At 37.1% G+C, this 21,190-nt stretch carries 15 protein-coding genes; 11 read left to right on the top strand and 4 right to left on the bottom strand.

Features of this window, described 5'->3' with window-relative positions:
• The first annotated feature begins 23 nt into the window (after positions 1–23).
• The 11 genes from HHL23_RS00475 (at position 24) to HHL23_RS00425 (ending at position 16,905) form a co-directional block, all read left to right on the top strand.
• A complete protein-coding gene (locus HHL23_RS00475; protein WP_169232896.1) occupies positions 24–1,196 on the top strand; it encodes a hypothetical protein in 1,173 nt (390 codons plus the stop codon).
• 40 nt (positions 1,197–1,236) lie between these two features.
• On the top strand, positions 1,237–3,837 hold the full coding sequence (locus HHL23_RS00470; protein ID WP_169232895.1) for a T9SS type A sorting domain-containing protein: 2,601 nt from the start codon (positions 1,237–1,239) through the stop codon (positions 3,835–3,837).
• A 446-nt stretch (positions 3,838–4,283) separates the two neighbouring features.
• Positions 4,284–8,105: a DNA-directed RNA polymerase subunit beta gene (gene rpoB, locus HHL23_RS00465; protein ID WP_169232894.1), complete on the top strand. Its 3,822-nt coding sequence runs from the start codon at positions 4,284–4,286 to the stop codon at positions 8,103–8,105.
• Positions 8,106–8,187: 82 nt separating this feature from the next.
• Positions 8,188–12,453, top strand: a complete 4,266-nt coding sequence (rpoC, locus tag HHL23_RS00460; RefSeq protein WP_169232893.1) for a DNA-directed RNA polymerase subunit beta' — start codon at positions 8,188–8,190, stop codon at positions 12,451–12,453.
• 87 nt (positions 12,454–12,540) lie between these two features.
• Complete coding sequence (locus HHL23_RS00455) at positions 12,541–12,846, top strand: DUF3467 domain-containing protein (protein WP_034723398.1); 306 nt, start codon at positions 12,541–12,543, stop codon at positions 12,844–12,846.
• A gap of 227 nt (positions 12,847–13,073) precedes the next feature.
• Positions 13,074–13,724, top strand: a complete 651-nt coding sequence (locus tag HHL23_RS00450) for a Crp/Fnr family transcriptional regulator (protein WP_169232892.1) — start codon at positions 13,074–13,076, stop codon at positions 13,722–13,724.
• Positions 13,725–13,850: 126 nt separating this feature from the next.
• A complete protein-coding gene (locus tag HHL23_RS00445) occupies positions 13,851–14,693 on the top strand; it encodes a DUF5777 family beta-barrel protein (protein ID WP_169232891.1) in 843 nt (280 codons plus the stop codon).
• Between the two features lies 1 nt (position 14,694).
• Entirely contained in the window at positions 14,695–15,036 is a 342-nt protein-coding gene (locus HHL23_RS00440; protein WP_228464525.1) for a c-type cytochrome, read from the top strand.
• A 12-nt stretch (positions 15,037–15,048) separates the two neighbouring features.
• On the top strand, positions 15,049–15,594 hold the full coding sequence (locus HHL23_RS00435; protein WP_169232889.1) for a YceI family protein: 546 nt from the start codon (positions 15,049–15,051) through the stop codon (positions 15,592–15,594).
• The gene (locus tag HHL23_RS00430; RefSeq protein ID WP_169232888.1) at positions 15,591–16,118 is read left to right on the top strand and encodes an ankyrin repeat domain-containing protein; all 528 of its coding nucleotides are present in this window, start codon (positions 15,591–15,593) and stop codon (positions 16,116–16,118) included. Before HHL23_RS00435 ends, HHL23_RS00430 begins: the two co-directional genes overlap by 4 nt.
• A 4-nt stretch (positions 16,119–16,122) precedes the next feature.
• The gene (locus HHL23_RS00425; protein ID WP_169232887.1) at positions 16,123–16,905 is read left to right on the top strand and encodes a T9SS type A sorting domain-containing protein; all 783 of its coding nucleotides are present in this window, start codon (positions 16,123–16,125) and stop codon (positions 16,903–16,905) included.
• A gap of 156 nt (positions 16,906–17,061) precedes the next feature.
• Here HHL23_RS00425 and HHL23_RS00420 read toward each other — a convergent pair whose 3' ends face one another.
• The 4 genes from HHL23_RS00420 to HHL23_RS00405 all read right to left on the bottom strand — a co-directional run bounded on the left by HHL23_RS00420 (position 17,062) and on the right by HHL23_RS00405 (position 20,756).
• Complete coding sequence (locus tag HHL23_RS00420; RefSeq protein WP_169232886.1) at positions 17,062–17,379, bottom strand: helix-turn-helix domain-containing protein; 318 nt, start codon at positions 17,377–17,379, stop codon at positions 17,062–17,064.
• 26 nt (positions 17,380–17,405) lie between these two features.
• On the bottom strand, positions 17,406–17,867 hold the full coding sequence (locus HHL23_RS00415; RefSeq protein WP_169232885.1) for a transposase: 462 nt from the start codon (positions 17,865–17,867) through the stop codon (positions 17,406–17,408).
• Between the two features lie 76 nt (positions 17,868–17,943).
• Entirely contained in the window at positions 17,944–18,708 is a 765-nt protein-coding gene (locus HHL23_RS00410; protein WP_228464523.1) for a sterol desaturase family protein, read from the bottom strand.
• A gap of 212 nt (positions 18,709–18,920) precedes the next feature.
• Entirely contained in the window at positions 18,921–20,756 is a 1,836-nt protein-coding gene (locus HHL23_RS00405) for a fibrinogen-like YCDxxxxGGGW domain-containing protein (protein ID WP_169232884.1), read from the bottom strand.
• Between the last annotated feature and the right edge of the window lie 434 nt (positions 20,757–21,190).

The following is a 21,190-nucleotide window of genomic DNA, read 5'->3' as shown; positions in this document are numbered from 1 at the left end:
AAAAAAGACAAATATTACTAAAAATGAAAAACAGATTATTTACGATCGCAGCTATGTCCATATGTTTTGGAGCGAGCGCGCAAGTAGGAATTAATACCAGCCAGGGGCAGGCAACTCTTGATGTGGTAGGATCTCCTTCAGTCACAACCAAGATGGATGGAATCATAGCTCCTAGACTGACTGAAACAGAGTTGAATAAAAAAACATATGGAGCAGCCCAAATTGGTGCATTGGTCTATGTGACATTGGCGGATATTGCACCAGCTAACCAAACAGTCAATGTGACCACTTCCGGATATTATTATTTTGATGGAGCACAATGGCAAAAACAAACAGGTACAGAATGGCAGGTGAAAGGAAATGCCGTCGGTGAAATTTCTACGGCTGCAGAAGTTTTAGGAGCAGCGCCGGTTTCCGGAAATTATCTGGGACCTAAAGGAGCAGCTGATCTTGTCATGATTACTGCTAATAAAGTTCACGCGGTTCTTGATGTTGCAGGTGGCCTGACGGGCGGTGGTGAGAATGCTTCCAGCCTTTCATGGGGAACTACCAATACAATCAACAATACTTCAAATAATATAGCACTGGGAAGAGGAAATACAGCGACTGCTTCAGCAGCCAACTTTCCGGGAATAGCCATTGGATCAGCAAACGTTGTGACGGGTGGTGGTAAAGCTTTTGGTGCCGGAAATACAGCGGCATCTTCTAATAACTTCGCCTTCGGAGGATTTAATAAAACAGGAAATTCTGTAGCTGTTGCAGTAGGATATTCCAATGATGCTTCAGGTGGCGGTTTTGCCTTTGGGGCCAATAACGTAGTCACACTGAATAATTTTGCTTTCGGAAGTAATAACAGTGTGGGCGGAACAGGTTCAATTGCAATAGGAATTGGGGGCACTTCACTGGGTAATCAATCAACCTATGCCAATACTACACAAGTGTTTTCAGGACAGGGAGCTGTAGGTACGGTCCTTACAGATGTGGGTGTCAATATGAATCCTAATTCCACAAACTATGCAGATTTGGAAGTAAGTAAAGCTGTACAAATCAAATCTACTGCAACAAGACCTACATGTGATGCAGGTAATGCAGGATCAATAATATATGAGGTAACCACTGTACTGGGTGTTACATCCGGTAATTTCGTTGGTTGCAGACAAAGTGGTAATACCACTTATGCATGGCAGAATTTATAAATATAATTAAACACAAAACTTAATAAAAAAAACAAAAAAAATGGCAAGAAAATTATTTGATAGATTTGCAGCAGTACTCATGATATTCATGATGTCCGCCGCAATATCTGCCCAAAAGGGTTACGAGCCTATTCGAGGAATGGGTGTGGAAGCGAAGCCTGTTAACAATTCAGGAATCTGTCTGGCATGTTATAGCGGAAGTATGAATCCTGTAGTGGATGCAAACCTTGATAACAGTGTAAGCATGGGGAATTTTGCGTCCCTTTTGAGTGGAAACGGTATTTCTGTAAAGAATACCAATACTACATATCCGGCTGGATATATCACCGGGTTTAATGTAGATCTTGGAACAAGCTTCATTACGGTAGATTTGTTAAGCTCACTAAGGATCAGTACCTATAAAAATGGAGTTCTTCAGGAAACAACTACCAGCGGTACCTTGTTATCTGTTCCTGCATTCGGTGGGAGCAAGAACAGAATCTTCCTGCATTTAAAAACAACAAAAGATTTTAATGAAGTAAGGTTGTATCAAACCAATGTACTGTCTATATTCAGTTCAATGAATGTGTATTATGCATTTGCATTCGATCCTACCAAGGTGCCTGTTGACCAGAATGGTATCTGTGATGATATTATTGCGGGAAGCGGTGTAGATGGTAATGTATCAGGAAGCAGTAGTTTCCTTGCTCCGCTTTCTTTTGTTCAGAATAAAGACAGAATAGGAGATGGCGACAAAAACTCTTATGGGTCTATTGTATTGCCGGCAGGGCTTCTTGGATCTTATTCGGTAGGAGTTTTAGATAAAAACCAGGTGTATCCAGCGGGGAACAAAACTGGTTTTGTGATCTCTCCTGATGATGAAGGAAAGCTTTTAAGCGCAGAATTCCTTAAAAACATTACTGTAGAAACTTATTTATACGGACAGCTTCAGGACTCTAAAGCATTGTCTGATGGAGGTGGACTGATCAATATCAAAGTTTTAGGTTTTGGTTCAGGAAAACAAAAAGTGACATTGACGGCTTCTAAGCCTTTTAACGAAGTTCGTTTGAAAGTGACGCAGACTCTAGGAGTTAATTTAGGATCTCTGAAAGTGTATTATGCATTTGAAGAGCCTGTATCTTGTGACTGTAATGATAAAATTCAGACAAGTGGTTCTGCTATTACCGGTAATCTGGTAACAGGATCTAGCTGGACTTCAGGTCCTGGGTTCCTTGGTCTTATCCTGGCGAAAATGACGAACGCATCAGCTATTGTAGATACCAATACCTCTAATTATGCTACTGCGACTCTTCCTGCAGCTTCTATTTTGAGTATTTTCTCAGCATATGCTACAGTAAGCAGCAGTACATTACTTCCTGCCAATACTTATGCAGGATTTACATTAGAAAAAGCAGCTAACCTGATTGGAGTAAGCGTTCTTGAAAATATTAGGGTAACACTTTACAATAATAATACCCAGACGGATACTTTCACAAGTACAGGAAGCTTGATCAGTGGAAACTTCTTCACTACAGATTCCAATAAATTTTATGTAGGAGGTAAGGCAACAAAACCTTTCAACCGTATTAAAGTGACTTTCTACAGTGGAACAGGAATTCGTATTCCTCAGAATTATAACATCTACAATGCATTTGCAAGCAGAGATGATGATAATGATGGTGTTCCTAACTGTTTCGATCAGTGTCCAAACGGTAATGACAGTATTGATGCAAACGGTAATGGTATTCCTGACTGTGCTGAAGGATGTACAGTAGTAAATGATAAATCGCCTTCACTGGATACAGATGGAGATGGTATTAAGGATGCTTGTGATCTTGATTCTGATAATGACGGAATTTCAGATGCTTTAGAAGATCTTGATCAGAATGGTAAATTTGAAGATGACGATACAGAAGGGGTTTTCGGACCGGTTCAGGTATTGGGAGACGGAATTCCAAGTTACCTTGATTTAGATTCTGATAATGATGGTATTTTAGATTTATTTGAATCTGGTATTCCAACATCAGTAATCAACCAGATCGATACTGACCATAATGGTATAATCGACAGTAATATTGCAGTGGGAACTAATGGTATTGCAGATATTTTAGAAACCTCTCCGGATTCTGGAATCTTAAAATACCCTCTTAAAAATACAGATGGTGATGATAAGCCAGATTTCATTGACCTGAATTCTAACGGATCTGACTTTGACCTTTATGCAATTGGTAAAGACAGCTTAGATGATTTCGGAGCAGGATTTATCTCCAGAATTGTTGACCTTGACAAAGATGGTATTCAGGCAGTTGTAGATACAGACCTTGTGAAAAGAGGAGCGCCAAATTCTCCGCTTTCACCATATGCTTCTCTGTTGAAAAACGGTCAGAATGCTAATGCAAAAGCAATTGCTGATTCTGATATCACTGAAAAGGCTAATGATGTTAAAGTATATCCAAATCCTGTAAAATCAGGCGAAAACCTTAATGTTAAGTCTGAAGAAGGAGGAGTGTATACCTTGTTCTCTGCTCAGGGGCAGTTGATCAAGTCAGATAAATTCTCTGGAAACACTGAAATCAGTACAGCTTCACTACCGGCGGGTGTTTATATTGTGAAAATAGAAACGAAGTCAACGGTGAAATCTTATAAGATCATTGTAAAATAATTCTTCATATTTCTACAAATGAGAGGTCATCCTTAGGGGTGGCCTTTTTTGTTTAAAAAGTTTTAACGATCTCAAAATGAAGTGGTTTTATTTGTCTATGTACGTAAAATTTTGTACCTTTGTCCCTCTTTTGGCGCGAATCATTGTACGAAAATCTATAAAATATTGAAAATCAGCTCTTTCATGGAAAATAATGAAAGGGGTTTCTTGTGTATAGATACTACAGGTAATTCTGCCTCAAAAGAATAAGAATATTTTGCATTACGCTGTGAAAAGATATACCAGCGTTGCAGTTAGGCTAGATTTTAAGAATAAAGAACAAAGAATAAAGATTATTTCTAATAGCGCCAAACATTTGAAGTCTTTTATCTTTTCTCTCTTTTCTTTTTCTTTCCTGATATTTTTTAATGAATCAAAATATTTTTTAACCCTTTCTTAAAAGTTTTATGAGTAAAACAACAGCAACTACAAGGGGGAATCAGAGAATTAACTTCTCATCAGCTAAAGGAAAAATTATCACTCCTGACTTCCTGGACATCCAGTTAGAGTCTTTCAGAGATTTTTTCCAGCTTGATACCCTTCCAGAAGACAGAACAGACGAAGGTTTATACAGAACCTTCCAGGAAAACTTCCCAATCACAGATTCTAGAAATCAGTTTGTATTGGAATTCCTTGATTATCTGGTAGATTCTCCACGTTATTCAATTAACGAGTGTGTGGAAAGAGGATTGACGTATTCAGTCCCTCTTAAAGCAAGACTTAAATTGTATTGTACAGACCCTGAGCACGAAGATTTCCAAACAGTGGTTCAGGATGTGTATTTAGGCCCGGTTCCTTATATGACGCCTAGTGGATCTTTCATCATCAATGGTGCTGAAAGAGTTATCGTTACGCAGCTTCACCGTTCACCTGGTGTATTCTTCGGACAAACTTACCACGCAAACGGAACTAAACTGTACTATTCAAGAATTATCCCTTTCAAAGGATCTTGGATGGAATTTACAACAGATATCAACAGCGTAATGTACGCATATATCGACCGTAAGAAAAAGTTACCATTAACTACCCTGTTAAGAGCTATCGGTTATGAATCTGATAAGGATATCCTTCAGATCTTCGACCTTGCTGAAGAAGTGAAAGTTTCTAAAGCTGCCCTTAAAAAAGTAGAAGGAAGAACATTGGCTGCAAGAGTATTGAACACTTGGTTCGAGGATTTCGTAGACGAAGATACAGGTGAAGTAGTTTCTATCGAAAGAAACGAAATCATCCTGGACAGAGAAACTATTCTTGAAAAAGAACACTTAGATCTTATTCTTGATGCTGGCGTGAAATCTATCCTGATTCACAAAGAAAATGCAAACGAATTCTCTATCATCCAGAATACACTACAAAAAGACCCTACGAACTCTGAAAAAGAAGCAGTAGAGTATATCTACCGTCAGTTAAGAAATGCAGATCCACCCGATGAGGAAACAGCAAGAGGAATCATTGAAAAATTATTCTTCTCTGAGCAAAGATATTCACTTGGTGAAGTAGGACGTTACAGACTAAACAAAAAGTTAGGTCTTAATATCCCTACAACCACTGAGGTTCTTACAAAAGAAGATATCATTGCGATCGTAAGACACTTGATCGAATTGGTAAACTCTAAAGCTGAGGTGGATGATATTGACCACCTTTCAAACAGAAGAATCAAAACTGTTGGAGAGCAATTAGCAGGACAGTTCGGTGTAGGTCTTTCAAGAATTGCAAGAACAATCAAGGAAAGAATGAACGTTAGAGATAACGAAATATTTACTCCGCTTGATCTTGTAAATGCTAAAACATTAACATCAGTAATTAACTCGTTCTTTGGTACCAACCAGCTTTCTCAGTTCATGGACCAGACCAACCCGCTTTCAGAGATCACTCACAAGAGAAGATTATCTGCACTAGGGCCTGGTGGTTTATCAAGAGAAAGAGCAGGTTTCGAGGTTCGTGACGTTCACCATACCCACTACGGAAGAATTTGCCCGATTGAAACTCCGGAAGGACCAAACATCGGTTTGATTTCATCTCTAGGGATCTATGCTAAAATCAATAGCCTAGGTTTCATCGAAACTCCATACAGAAAAGTAGAGAACAGTACAGTAAATCTGAATGCTGATCCTATTTATCTGAATGCAGAAGATGAAGAAGATAAAGTAATTGCTCAGGCGAACGTTGAATTGACGGATGGCGGAGAATTCTTAACAGACAGAATTATTGCTAGACTGGACGGTGATTACCCGGTAGTTGAACCTTCTCAGGTTAACCTTATCGACGTTGCACCAAACCAGATCTCTGGTATCTCAGCTTCATTGATTCCATTCCTGGAACATGATGATGCGAACCGTGCATTGATGGGATCCAACATGATGCGTCAGGCAGTTCCTCTATTGAAGCCACAAGCTCCAATCGTAGGTACAGGTCTGGAACAGCAGGTTGCTAAAGATTCAAGAATTTTGATCAATGCTGAAGGTACAGGGACTGTAGAATATGTAGATGCTGATAAGATCACCATTAAATATGAAAGAAGCGATGACGAAGATTTAGTACAATTCGAGTCCGCTACTAAAACATACCACCTGACCAAGTTCAGAAAAACCAACCAGAGTACAACCATTACCCTAAGACCAAATGTAAGAATTGGTGAGACGGTACATAAAGGACAGGTACTTTGCGACGGTTATGCTACTGAAAACGGAGAATTGGCATTGGGTAGAAACCTAGTGGTAGCCTTCATGCCTTGGAAAGGATATAACTTTGAGGATGCAATCGTAATCAACGAAAAAGTTGTACGTGAAGACTGGTTTACTTCAATCCACGTAGACGAGTACTCTCTGGAAGTTCGTGATACCAAATTAGGTATGGAAGAATTAACAGCAGATATTCCTAACGTTTCTGAAGAAGCTACTAAAGATCTTGACGAGAACGGGATGATCAGAATTGGTGCTGAAGTGAAGCCTGGAGACATTATGATCGGTAAGATCACTCCAAAAGGTGAATCAGACCCAACTCCTGAAGAAAAACTTCTTAGAGCAATCTTTGGTGACAAAGCCGGTGATGTAAAGGATGCTTCATTGAAAGCTGACTCTTCATTAAGAGGTGTTGTAATCAACAAAAAATTGTTCTCTAGAAATATTAAAGATAAAAAGAAGAGAAGTGAAGAAAAACTTAAACTTGAAGAAATTGAAAACACTTACAAGGCTAAGTTTGATGAGTTGAGAAATACTTTAATTGAAAAATTAAACACACTGGTAGGTGGGAAAACTTCTCAGGGAGTTACCAACGACCTTGATGAGGAAATCATCGGTAAAGGTGTGAAATTCACTCATAAATTATTGACTTCAGTTGAAGATTACGTCAACGTAAGCGGTGCAGATTGGACGGTAGATAACGATAAGAATGAATTGGTTAAACAATTAATTCACAATTATAAAATCAAGTTCAACGATATCCAGGGAGTTAAAAACCGTGAGAAATTTGCTATTTCTATCGGAGATGAGCTTCCGGCTGGTATCATGAAATTGGCTAAAGTATATATCGCTAAGAAACGTAAGTTGAACGTAGGGGATAAAATGGCAGGACGTCACGGTAACAAAGGTATCGTTTCAAGAATCGTTCGTGAAGAAGATATGCCATTCCTTGAAGACGGAACACCGGTAGATATCGTATTGAATCCACTAGGGGTACCTTCTCGTATGAACATCGGTCAGATTTATGAAACAGTTCTTGGATGGGCTGGTCAAAAATTAGGGATGACGTTCGCTACACCAATCTTTGATGGAGCAACTCTTGATCAGATCACAGAGTATACAGAGAAAGCAGGTCTTCCTAAATTCGGTAACACTCACCTTTATGATGGAGGTACCGGAGAAAGATTTACGCAGCCGGCTACTGTAGGTATTATCTACATGCTGAAACTAGGTCACATGGTTGATGACAAGATGCACGCACGTTCTATTGGTCCTTACTCATTGATTACTCAGCAGCCGTTAGGAGGTAAAGCTCAGTTCGGTGGCCAGAGATTCGGAGAGATGGAGGTTTGGGCTCTTGAAGCATTTGGAGCTTCTAACATCTTGAGAGAGATCCTGACAGTGAAGTCTGATGACGTGATTGGTAGAGCAAAAACTTATGAAGCCATTGCAAAAGGTGAATCTATGCCTGAACCAGGTATTCCGGAATCATTCAATGTATTACTTCACGAGTTACAAGGACTTGGACTTGATGTAAGACTTGAGGAATAATTTTAAATTTTGAATATTGAATTTTGAATCAATTCAGAATTTATAATCCAAAATTTATAATCCAAAATCTAAAATCTAAAAAATGTCAAATAAAAATAAATCAAGTAGATTTAATAAAATAACCATCGGTTTAGCTTCACCGGAATCGATTCTTCAAGAGTCGAGAGGGGAAGTACTTAAGCCGGAAACTATTAACTACAGAACGCACAAACCTGAAAGAGACGGGTTGTTCTGTGAAAAGATCTTTGGTCCGGTAAAGGATTACGAATGTGCTTGTGGTAAATACAAGAGAATTCGTTACAAAGGGATCGTTTGTGACCGTTGTGGAGTAGAAGTTACAGAGAAAAAAGTCAGAAGAGAGAGAATCGGACACATCAATCTTGTTGTGCCTATCGCTCACATCTGGTATTTCCGTTCTTTACCAAACAAAATCGGTTACCTTTTAGGAATTCCTTCTAAGAAATTAGACATGATCATCTACTACGAAAGATATGTAGTGATTCAGCAGGGTATTGCTAAAAAATTAGACGGTTCTGATTTCGATAACATGGAGTTCTTAACAGAAGAAGAGTACCTTGACATCATGGAAACTCTTCCTGCGGAAAACCAGTATCTTGATGATTCTGATCCCAACAAATTCATCGCCAGAATGGGTGCTGAAGCTGTTGAAGATCTGTTAAAAAGAATCAACCTTGATGCATTGTCTTTCGATTTAAGACACAAAGCTCACAACGAAGGTTCTAAGCAAAGAAGAACTGAAGCTCTTAAAAGATTGAACGTTGTAGAAGCATTAAGAGGTGCTAATACAAGAATGATCAACAGACCAGAGTGGATGATTATGCGTGTACTTCCTGTTATACCACCAGAACTAAGACCATTGGTTCCATTGGATGGAGGACGTTTCGCTACTTCTGACTTAAATGACCTTTACAGAAGAGTTATTATCAGAAACAACCGTCTGAAAAGACTATTGGAGATCAAAGCTCCGGAAGTAATCTTGAGAAACGAGAAGCGTATGCTTCAGGAATCAGTAGATTCATTATTCGATAATACAAGAAAATCTTCTGCTGTAAAATCTGAATCAAACAGACCATTGAAATCACTTTCTGATTCATTGAAAGGTAAACAAGGTCGTTTCCGTCAGAACTTACTAGGGAAAAGGGTAGATTACTCTGCACGTTCCGTAATTGTTGTAGGTCCAAACTTACAGCTTCACGAATGTGGTATTCCTAAAGATATGGCAGCAGAACTTTACAAACCATTCATCATCAGAAAACTGATTGAAAGAGGTATTGTAAAAACTGTGAAATCTGCAAAGAGAATCATCGACAGAAAAGAGCCTGTAGTATATGATATCCTTGAAAACGTGATGAAAGGTCACCCGGTTCTATTGAACAGAGCACCTACCCTTCACAGACTCGGTATCCAGGCATTCCAGCCGAAGATGATCGAAGGTAAAGCTATTCAGCTTCACCCGTTGGTAACAACAGCATTCAACGCCGATTTCGATGGTGACCAGATGGCGGTACACTTACCGTTAGGCCCTGAAGCGATCCTTGAAGCTCAGTTATTGATGCTAGGTTCTCAGAACATCTTGAACCCGGCAAACGGTTCTCCTATTACCGTACCTTCTCAGGACATGGTTCTTGGTCTTTATTTCATGACCAAAGAATTGAGCTCTACAGAAGATATGAAAGTTTTAGGTGAAGGCCTTGCATTCTATTCTCCTGAAGAAGCGGAAATCGCTTATGCTGAAGGCAGAGTTTCATTGAATGCTAAAGTAAGATGTAGACTACCGGTTAAAGAAGATGGTGAAATCAAAACAAAATTGATCGAAACTTCTTTAGGTAGAATTTTATTCAACCAAATTGTTCCTAAACAATCAGGATACGTTAATGAACTTTTAACGAAGAAATCACTGAGAAACATTATTGGTAGAGTCTTGGCAGATACGGATTTCCCTACAACAGTGAAGTTCCTGGATGCAATGAAGGACTTAGGATATTCAAACGCATTCAAAGGAGGTCTTTCATTCTCATTAGGTGACATTGTAGTTCCTGTTGAGAAGAAAAAAATGATTGCTACATCAATTGAAACAGTAGACGAAATTAGAGCCAACTATAACATGGGTCTGATTACAGATACAGAACGTTACAACCAGGTAATCGACGTTTGGACAAACACCAACGCCGGATTAACTGAAATGATTATGGGTAGAATGAAAACCGATCAAGGTGGATTCAACTCTGTATATATGATGCTTGATTCTGGTGCGAGGGGTTCCAAAGAACAGATCCGTCAGTTATCAGGGATGAGAGGTTTGATGGCAAAACCGCAAAAAGCTGGTTCTACCGGTGCGGAAATTATCGAAAACCCGATTCTTGCCAACTTTAAAGAAGGTCTTTCGATCCTTGAGTACTTTATCTCTACTCACGGTGCTCGTAAAGGTCTTGCAGATACCGCTCTTAAAACAGCCGATGCTGGTTACCTTACAAGAAGACTGGTAGACGTTGCTCAGGACGTTATCGTTACTGAAGACGACTGTGGTACTCTAAGAGGTACTGAAGTGACTGCACTTAAGAAGAATGATGAGATCGTTGAAAAGATCTCTGAAAGAATCTTAGGTAGAGTTTCTCTTCATAACATCTATGATCCGGAATCAGATGAGTTAATCACTGAAGCAGATCAGGTGATCAATGAAGTATTGGCAAAAAGAATCGAAGCTGCAGGATTAGAGTTTGTTGAAGTTCGTTCTCCACTTACTTGTGAAACTAAAAAAGGAATCTGTGCTAAATGTTATGGTAGAAACCTGGCAACCGGTAAGATGATCCACATGGGTGAAGCAGTAGGTGTTATTGGAGCACAGTCAATTGGGGAACCAGGTACTCAGCTTACGTTGAGAACTTTCCACCAGGGGGGTGTTTCTACAAACGTTTCAGAAAACCCTTCAATCACTGCAAGAAGAGATGGTATCGTAGAATTGGATGAAGTAAGAACAATTACTTCTGAAGACGAAAACGGTAACAATGCTGAAGTAGTAGTTTCACGTACAACAGAATTTAGATTGGTTGCAGATAACGAATCTAGAACTCCGTTGATGATTGCTAACGTACCTTACGGTTCTCAGTTGGTAGTTAAATCTGGTGACAGAGTGAAGAAAGGTGATCTTATTGCAAAATGGGATCCGTACAACGCGGTAATTATTGCTGAAACCGCTGGTAAAGTAGAATACGAGGATATTATCCAGGGTATTTCATTCCAGCTTGAAATAGATGAGCAAACAGGATTTGAAGAGAAAGTAATCTCTGAATCCAGAAATAAGAAAGCCGTACCTACTTTAAAAGTGGTAGATTCTAAAGGAGTTGAACAGAAAGGTTACAACTTACCGGTAGGAGCCCACTTAATGGTAAACGATGGTGAAAAAATTAAGGCTGGTAAAGTCTTGATCAAGATCCCAAGAAAATCTGCAAAAGCAGGGGATATCACCGGAGGTCTTCCAAGAGTTACCGAATTATTCGAAGCAAGAAACCCTTCAAACCCGGCGGTTGTTACAGAAATCGATGGGGTAGTTTCTTACGGAAAAATCAAAAGAGGTAACCGTGAACTTATTGTTGAGGCTAAAACAGGTGAAAGAAAAATTTACTTGGTAAAACTTTCTAACCAGATTCTTGTTCAGGAGAATGACTTCGTAAGAGCGGGTTCTCCACTTTCTGACGGTTCTATTACACCGGACGATATCTTAAGAATTAAAGGTCCAACTGCAGTTCAGGAATATCTTGTTAATGAAATTCAGGAGGTTTACCGTCTGCAAGGGGTGAAAATCGACGATAAGCACTTTGAAATCATCGTAAGACAGATGATGACAAAAGTATCTATCGTAGACGGAGGTGATACTCAGTTCCTTGAAGGTGCATTAGAACATAAATTCGACTTCTTGGAAGAAAACAACAGAGTATTCGGTCTTAAAGTAGTAACTGAAGCTGGTGATTCTAAAGAATTCAAGCCAGGTCAGATGATTACAGCAAGAGAATTAAGAGACGAAAACTCTAAATTGAAGCGTGAAGATCAAGCTTTAGTTGAAGTAAGAGAAGCTTTACCTGCTACAGCAACGCCTGTACTTCAAGGTATTACAAGAGCAGCTCTTCAAACTAAATCATTCATGTCTGCAGCATCATTCCAGGAAACGACTAAAGTTCTAAACGAAGCAGCAGTAGCTGGTAAAGTAGACTTCTTAAGTGGTCTTAAAGAAAACGTAATTGTAGGACACAGAATCCCTGCAGGTACAGGTCTTAAAGAATACCAGAATGTAATTGTAGGTTCTAGAAAAGAATTCGAAGACCTTAACTAAAATTAATGATTTGAAATTTGAGGTTTGGATTTATTTTTATATTTTCACAATCTCAAATTTCGAATTTTAAAAACATATTTTATAACAATGGACAACAATCAAAATCCACAAGACGGAAACATCAACATCGAATTGAACGAAATGGTAGCTGCTGGAGTATATGCTAATTTAGCATTGGTAAACCACTCTCCATCTGAGTTCGTAGTAGATTTCATCCAGTTAATGCCGGGTGTTCAACAAGCTAAAGTAAGATCAAGAATCATTCTTGCTCCACTTCACGCTAAAAGAGTATTATCTGCTCTTCAACAGAACATTGCTAACTACGAGCAGCAGTTCGGAGAAATCAAAGAAGTTGAGCCTTTCGTATTAGGAGGAAACAACGTACAAGCATAAGATTTTTCTTACAATACATAAGAATGCCCCGGTTTTTACCGGGGCATTTTTTATTCCGGATATTGGTTATTTTATTTGACTATTTTAAGTGCAATTTTTTACTTTTATTTAAAATGACCTCATTAATTAATGAATTGTTAAATTTTAATAGAGATAATTAAAGAACGTTATTTTTATGGTATATGAATATCGCATTTTATATATTTGTTTGAAAATGATAAGCAGATATGGTTAATGATCAATTTATTCTTAATAAATTCGGGTTTTTAGGTGAAAATTTTTTAAATGAACTGCATGCAAATGCAGTGATGACTGACATCAAGGCAAAAACCGAGATCATCAGGGAAGGACAGAAAAATAAGTATGTCCCTTTTCTGATCAAAGGTTCGATCAAAGTTTTTACCCTTAATGACGGCAGGGAGCTTATCTATTACTATATAAAACCTAATGACAGCTGTCTGATGACCTTCTCATCGATCTTTACAGACTGTACCAGCAGAGTGTATGCCGTTGCCGAAGAAGAGTCTGAGGTCATCCTGATCCCTGTATCCGTTATCCATGAATGGCTGATTCGCTTTCCGGAGATCAACAGGGTATTTTATCATGAATACGACAAACGTTTCTCAGACGTCATGAATATGGTAAATGATGCGGTATTTCATAGACTTGACAAAAGAGTTCTGAACTATATCAAACAGCAGATTTCAGTGACAGGAAACAATCCATTAAAGATTACACACCGGGAAATCGCCAATAATTTGGGTACTTCCAGGGAAGTAGTAAGCAGAGTATTAAAAAAGATTGAAAATGAAGGTGAAATTATTCAGACCAAAGAAGGGATCAAAATACCTGTTAATGAAAATGTTAGATCAATCTAATATATGGTGTTTTAATGTTTTTATCTTTATCATTGATAAAAACAATTTGTTCGGTGACTTTTATCACATACTTTTGAATTCATAACTCGATAAGTTTGTCATATCATAATTTAATAAAAATTGTATATGACAAAAACTCTCTTATTTTTGTCGGTATTGGCCTCAGGTCTTGTCTCTGCACAGGAAGATCTGCTCAAAGATATTGACACACTCAAAACAACCACAGAAATTTCTCAACCTGCCTTCAAAGCCCTGCAAATTGTTACAGGGCAATCCACAAAGCTTTCTGCTAAAAAAGAATGGTACATTGTCGTAGCACACCGTTTCGGAGACATCAGTACCGGCTTTAAAAACTTTTTCGGACTCGATGATGCTTCTACGAAACTGGGCGTGATTTACGGGGTTACCGACGGAATTTCAGTCAGTCTTTCCAGGGAAACGAATATGAAAACATTCGAAGGCGCCGTAAAGTATAAACTGGTAAAGCAAACTGAAAATTTCCCTGCAGACATCGTGGGTTACAATGTAATGGCGTTAAATACAGATCTGGATAAAGACAATTATCCTTATCTTAAATTCGGCGACAGACTTGCTTACCTTACCCAGGCTTTAATCTCAAGAAGATTTAATGATAAGTTTTCATTACAGCTTACTCCCTCATACATCCACAAAAATTTGTATGATCCTGCCATTGAAGACAAGAATCAGTTTCTTGCCGGATTAGGCGGCCGCTATAAAATTTCCAAAAGAATTTCTCTTAACGCAGAGTATTTTGTGAATTTCGACAATCACAGTTTCTATAAAAATCCTCTTTCATTAGGGATGGATATAGAAACCGGGGGACATGTTTTCCAGCTTTTATTCTCGAATTCCCAGATCAATTCGGACATCGGTTATCTCTCCAATGCAGTAGGAAAGTGGGGGAAAGGACAGATATTTTTTGGGTTTAACCTTTATAGAGTTTTTTAATATGAAAAAGATACTATACATATTGTCATCAGTTGTTTTGTTCATTGCTTGTGACAGCAGAACCTATGAGGAAATCTCAGATAATACTCCCATTACAATAGCTGTTAAATACAATACTGAGGTGAAAACCATTGTTGATAATAACTGTATTGGTTGTCATGCCGTTGGAAGTTATAAACCTTTGACCACTTATACTGATGTAAAGAATAACATTGATGGAATTCTCGACAGGATACAAAGACCCAACGGTGATCCAGGTAAAATGCCACAGGGCGGATCTTTATCCCAGACTCAGATCAACACCTTCATAAAATGGAAAGCCGACGGGCTTGCCGAAAATTAAAAAGTATTGAATATGAAAAGATTAGTATTAATGAGTGCCATGCTGCTATTCACAGGTTTTGCTTCAGCCCAGAAATACAGCTCTAAAACAGGCAGCGTAACTTTTGAGGCATCCGTGCCTTTATTCGAAGATGTGTTTGCAAAAGATGGTAATAATGTTGTTATTCTGAATGCAGACAATGGAGAGATGGCTTCCGTTTCCGTCGTTAAAAACTTTCATTTTAAAACTAAATTAATGGAAGAGCATTTTAATGAAAGCTATGCGGAAACAGCAAAATATCCCAAGGCAACTTTCAAGGGAAAGGTTTTGAATTTTGATAAAACGAAACTTACCGCTTCACCGCAGAAATATACCGTTCAGGGAATCCTGAATTTTCATGGGGTAGATAAGGCCGTGTCTTCGGCAGCTTCCATGTATTCCAAAGATGGAAAGGTGTATATGCAGGGAAGTTTTATGGCCAGACCTGTAGATCACAATGTGACCATTCCTAAAATGGTAACCAAGAAAGTCGCAGAAAATGTTAAGGTGGAATATAATTATGTAATGACAAAACAATGAAAAACATCATTTTAATCCTAAGTATTTTCCTGAGTTTTTCTGTCATGTCTGCTCAGGAAAAAGCAAAATCAATATTTGATATTGCCAGAAGCGGAACCGTAGCAGAAGTCCAGGAACTCATGAAGCAGAATCCGGATATTATCAGCCAGACCAATGAAAATGGATTTTCACCATTGATTTTATCTTGTTACAGGGGAAATACTCCGGTTGCTGAATTTTTGATTACCCATGTTAAAAATATAAATTATGCAAGCGGAGAAGGAACGGCTTTAACGGCTTCTGTCTTTAAAGGAGATAAAAATCTCACTCAAAAATTATTACAGAATAAAGCTGACCCGAATATTACAAATGCCGGCGGAATAACACCGCTGATGTATGCTGTCCAGTCCCAGAACAAGGAAATGGTAGAACTGTTATTAAAGAATAAAGCAGATAAAACACTGGCTGATAAACAAGGCAAAACAGTTTTTGAATATGCTTTACTTTCTAAAAATCAGGAAATTATTAACCTATTAAAAAATTGATCATATGAAATTTAGAACTATCTTATTATTAATCGGATTTTTGGCTTTTTTTAATGTAAAAAGCCAAACATATTCGACAGGAACAGTGCCTCTCTTCTCTAATGGGGGAACAAATTTAACGTATTCTGCTAAAATAGATGTCACAAACACATTGGTTACAGTCACACTTATAGGCCCATCAACTAGTTGGCTTGGCTTGGCGTTTAATGCTACAGGTATGTCTGATGCAGGCAGTGATGTTGTGCTTTTTGATGGTACAAATTTTACTGATAGAAATTTTACTGGAAGTTTTACAGCACCTACAACAGATGCAACTCAAAACTGGACAGTAACATCTAATACAGTAGCATCCGGAGTGCGGACTGTAATAGGAACAAGAGCTTTAAATACTGGTGATGCTAATGATTATGTATTTAATTTTCCACCAAACAGTCCATTGAATATTGCTTATGCAAGAAGATTAGGCAGTCTTACTGTTGGTTATCATGGTGCAGATAGTTGCGGTACTACTGCGGTTACTTTTAGCAGTACTTTAGGTACTAATGAAACGGCTTTAGACAGCAAAGAAATAATTCTTTATCCAAATCCTGCCAAAGAAACAGTGAGCTTTAAAAATGCAGATAAAATAAAATCTGTTGATTTGTATGAGTCAACGGGAAGAAAAGTAAGATCCGTAAAACTGAACGGAGACAGTTTTACTATTTCCGATCTACGATCAGGAAGCTACTACCTTGAAATTACATTACAAGATGGCAGCTTAACGTATGAAAAACTGATTAAAGAATAAGTAAACAAACTCAAATAATAAACCCTCTTACCTTGTGAGAGGGTTTGTTATTATAATTTTAAATTATTTAAATTCTATTTTTGTCGGAACATACAATATTTTCTAAAATTTATCGGATAGTATTAATTCTTCTGGTATTTATTCAACTTTTTCAGCTTAAACAAACAATTTCTTCCATTTGGCTATAGTATTTCTGCTGATTCTAAATTGATTAGCCATTTGTTGATTGTTGAGTTGATTCGTTTTTTGATATTCCATGATTTTTTTAATGCTCGTTTCATCGTAAGAGCGTAGTTTCTGATTAAAAGCCAGTATGTCTTTCTTTTGATAAGTAAAAATCAAATTATTAAATTTAATAAGCTCAAGAGAATTTTTTATTTCCTCTGCAAGTAAAGGAATAAGTTCTTCTTTTTTTTCAGGAAATTTTTTATCAATGAGATCAAGATAAATTTTATTATAATTAGGATGGTTCATTTTTAAGAATTTTTTGTATTATTTTTTTAATATCCTGTGTTTTCATTTGTATGTTTTACAATCCACTTATATAAGGTAGTCTTTGGTATCCTGTATTCAGCAATAATTTGTTGTCTGGTTTTTTGTCCTGTATAGATAATCTCTAAAATAAAATCTATAATTTCTTTGGTATAGATATGTTTTCTAAAGATGGGCAGACTGTTGCGGATATTTTTTTCAGAGGCAGTTGAATCCTTTTTTGTAGGAGGCGAATACAAAATTAGGTGCTGCGAGTATAGTCTGAAAAAATCATATTCTAATAATTTACTCCATCGTAATAATTGATAACTGTCTATACTTTCAGATCTGTACATAGATTGTATTTCCTCATCGGTTGCGTTTAAAAAATTACCAATTCTATCTTGTGGTATTTGTAAATCTTCAACTCTTGCCTGGAGGTATTTTCCAATATGGATATGTTTGAAATTTTCTTTGTTATTCTGCTTCATATGAGAACGCATTAATTTATAGTTGAGTGAAATTTTGATGACGACCTTGGTTTTAGAAAAATGAATTGGATATAGACTAATTTTTGAATCTATTATTCTGAATTTCATCATATAATTCTATATACAGAGGATTTTCAGTATGCATGATCTTATCCCAAAACCTAAAATACAAACTGTAATTCCCCTGAAACTTACTGTGGTGAAGATTGTGATAGACAGAAGTATTAAGAATATTGAATAAAAAAGATGTTCTGAACCATTTAGGAGCAATTTCATATCCCAGATGCCCATATATATTAATGATAAAAGAAACTAAAAGAAAAATATAAATAGCAATGGGATGAAGCGGAATGACGAATAACAGTAGAGGAATGATTAGCCCCTCACCAATAGCTTCTAAAATATGGAACGAATATGATGAAAAAGGACTGGGATTATTAGATTGATGATGGACAAGATGTACATGCCTGAATATTTTTTTATGATGCAGTACGCGGTGTAGCCAGTAAAAATAGGTGTCATGAATAAGCATGCCAATAGGGATACTTATTATAAACCATACTATAGAATAACTGGAAATGGTATCATATAATTGGGTATAGTTGACCATAGGTGTATTGACAATTAAAACAAGAAGAAGTGTCATAATGATAGAAGAAACTAAAGAATGATAAATTTCCCTTTTTATATCTTTACTTGAAACATCTCTTTTTTGTATTTTGGCAGAAGCCAACGTTTTTTTGTAAATAATATAACATATCACATAAAAGGCTCCCGAAACAAGAATATATCTAATCATCTCGATTATACTCAGGCTGAAAAATTTTTCTAATAGAGCCATAATTTTGTATTTTTAGTTATAAAATTGGTTTCTCTAAATCATGATATATAAATTGGTCAGTAGTATCCAGATGAAAGAAAAATACCCAGCTGCCTCTTATTTTGTCTATGAAAATCGCTTAAATTATAATAGGAGACAGAAGGGTATTTTATATAAAAATTTGTGTCTTGTATTTTGATTCTAAAAAGAATCTCCGAAAGAATAATTAAAAATTATTTTACCCAGTATTGAATAATCCTACCTTCATAATTGCCGGATCTCAAATTAAAATTATGAGGTCTCCAGTTGGCCCATCCGCCATTACAGAAACTTGCTCCTCCATAATCATCAGTACTGTTTGAGCAGGTACCGATATGATGATTAAGCTGAGCTTCGGAGTTCATATATAATCCAAACATATCGTTGATATAATATTTATTGAAAGTATAAGTTTGGGCTGTAGGATAGGTATAGGTTAAATTATTGACAGGTGTATTACTTCCTGCATAACCAATACCACCATAGATTCCTGTAAAGAAATTGGCAGCACTATATAATCCGGGAATATTGGCAATGAAATCAACACCATTTAATTTATAGAGTGTATTTCCTGTAACAGGTTTACCAAAATCAAAACCGAACAATTTACCTGTAGTTGTGTTTCCATAACTGCTGTAGTTGGATGTCGCTAAGTTTCCATCGGTAACCACTGCATTAATATAATTGATTTTTGACCAATAATCATTAGCTGGGGATACTGTGGTACTTTCTACCACTGCTAATGTCGTTCCTGTATGCCCTTTTTCTTTTATAGAAAAACGGTATTCCTTGGCACCTGTACCGCTGCTTCCTATATTATTTACTGTGGCAGAGGACAGAGAAAATGCGTATTCGTTAAATACTCCGGTTTCTGTAGTTACCGGATTTCTTACAGTCTGTGTAGCCCAAGATTCATTCTGCGTTCTTTCTACTACTAAGATCTGTCTTTCGGAAAGAGACTTAATCAAGGTCCATCCTCCGTTGAACATATCACAATACGTTTTAAATTTGTTACCGCTGGCATCTTTTACCCAGTAATAACCATCTGTTGTTTTTCCGTCATTGTATATTTCAAGACATCGGTTTGCAGGATTGGCAAAGGTCCCCGTAGTAGTACCGAAAGGCACAGAAAATGTACACGTTTGTGGATTGGCACCATTGGTAGTGAAGGTATACGTATAAGTACCTGCACTTGTTGGTGTCCCTACCCCGTGCAGTGTAATACTTGTACTGCTACTGCTTACTGATTCTGTAGTGGTAAAACTTACACCGTTATTAGTAGATGTGTTAATACTCACTGTACCTGCAGTATCTACGTTAGATAGAGAAACGGTAACAGTATTGGTATCATACACCAGTTGTACTCCCTTATTATAAGTTCCGTTGACTACAGAACTACCACAATTAATACCATAACTTACCTGTGAACCTAAAACCGTTACTGTTTTGGTTGTACATGTAGTATCTGTTACTCCATCGTAGACAAACGAAAGGGTGTTGGTCTGAGGACCTACACTCGGTGTACCGGAACCGTCTAAAGTAATGGTAAAGGTACCTGTGGTAGGAAATACTCCGGATTTCTCGAAATAATATCCGTTAGTTGTTTTGGCAACAATGTTATAAGTACCTGCCGTTGTTACTGTAATAGGCATCGTGATATAATTACTTGTATTTAATGATGTCCCTTGCGTATAAGTGCCAAATACTTTAATAGAAGTACAGTCTGCAGTATATACTGCCTTTTGATAGGTACCACATAAACTTAGCCATGCAGCATTTGCTGACTGGTAATAGTTGTAACACTTTTCATCTGTATTGTATATCATTAGACCATCTTCTGTAGATGCTGCACCAATAGCATCTCTTTGGACAGTGGTTAGGCGCGGAATTAAAATTCCTGTATTATTGTTTTTAGAAACAATATCCAGTGCAGACTTAGGATTAGGTGTGGAGGTATTAATACCAACTTGACCAAAAATTCTTGCAGAAAGAAATAATAGCAAGAACATATAGAATATTTTATTTTTCATCATAATAAGGTTTAAATTTTTTTAATGGAGAATAGCTTTATACTCTTTTTTTTGTACATAGATTGAAAATGATTTTTGGTGGTGGTCTGATACTTAAAGTCATATTTTTACCATTCTCAATTGGAGTATGATTATAGATGGAGGGGAGTAGTTTCTTGAAAAAATATAATCTTGTGCATGTTTTATAAAGAATTGCTAAATCTGATTTATAATATTCTGATAATCTAATGCATTCAGCTTTTTGATTTGCAGCAGCTTGTAACTCTTTATTTGACTCACTATTAATAGTTATGTTTTCATAATAATTTTTCTTTACAATTGATCTTTTTTGCTTTGTCTTTGAAGGAGTGATTTTTTTTGAGCTGAAAATCTTGTATCTGTTTTGAACCTTTTCTTTTTTATAGCAGAAAACTTTGCATTATAAATCATTCTTT

Origin of the sequence: Chryseobacterium antibioticum, assembly GCF_012927325.1 — a bacterium.
Lineage (GTDB): Bacteria > Bacteroidota > Bacteroidia > Flavobacteriales > Weeksellaceae > Chryseobacterium > Chryseobacterium antibioticum.
This window is presented reverse-complemented; position numbering and strand designations above follow the sequence as displayed.

Coding starts and splice junctions, on each gene's coding strand:
- HHL23_RS00475 (WP_169232896.1), top strand. CDS start 24: ATGAAAAACAGATTATTTACGATCGCAGCTATGTCCATATGTTTTGGA.
- HHL23_RS00470 (WP_169232895.1), top strand. CDS start 1,237: ATGGCAAGAAAATTATTTGATAGATTTGCAGCAGTACTCATGATATTC.
- rpoB (WP_169232894.1), top strand. CDS start 4,284: ATGAGTAAAACAACAGCAACTACAAGGGGGAATCAGAGAATTAACTTC.
- rpoC (WP_169232893.1), top strand. CDS start 8,188: ATGTCAAATAAAAATAAATCAAGTAGATTTAATAAAATAACCATCGGT.
- HHL23_RS00455 (WP_034723398.1), top strand. CDS start 12,541: ATGGACAACAATCAAAATCCACAAGACGGAAACATCAACATCGAATTG.
- HHL23_RS00450 (WP_169232892.1), top strand. CDS start 13,074: ATGGTTAATGATCAATTTATTCTTAATAAATTCGGGTTTTTAGGTGAA.
- HHL23_RS00445 (WP_169232891.1), top strand. CDS start 13,851: ATGACAAAAACTCTCTTATTTTTGTCGGTATTGGCCTCAGGTCTTGTC.
- HHL23_RS00440 (WP_228464525.1), top strand. CDS start 14,695: ATGAAAAAGATACTATACATATTGTCATCAGTTGTTTTGTTCATTGCT.
- HHL23_RS00435 (WP_169232889.1), top strand. CDS start 15,049: ATGAAAAGATTAGTATTAATGAGTGCCATGCTGCTATTCACAGGTTTT.
- HHL23_RS00430 (WP_169232888.1), top strand. CDS start 15,591: ATGAAAAACATCATTTTAATCCTAAGTATTTTCCTGAGTTTTTCTGTC.
- HHL23_RS00425 (WP_169232887.1), top strand. CDS start 16,123: ATGAAATTTAGAACTATCTTATTATTAATCGGATTTTTGGCTTTTTTT.
- HHL23_RS00420 (WP_169232886.1), bottom strand. CDS start 17,379: ATGAACCATCCTAATTATAATAAAATTTATCTTGATCTCATTGATAAA.
- HHL23_RS00415 (WP_169232885.1), bottom strand. CDS start 17,867: ATGAAGCAGAATAACAAAGAAAATTTCAAACATATCCATATTGGAAAA.
- HHL23_RS00410 (WP_228464523.1), bottom strand. CDS start 18,708: ATGGCTCTATTAGAAAAATTTTTCAGCCTGAGTATAATCGAGATGATT.
- HHL23_RS00405 (WP_169232884.1), bottom strand. CDS start 20,756: ATGAAAAATAAAATATTCTATATGTTCTTGCTATTATTTCTTTCTGCA.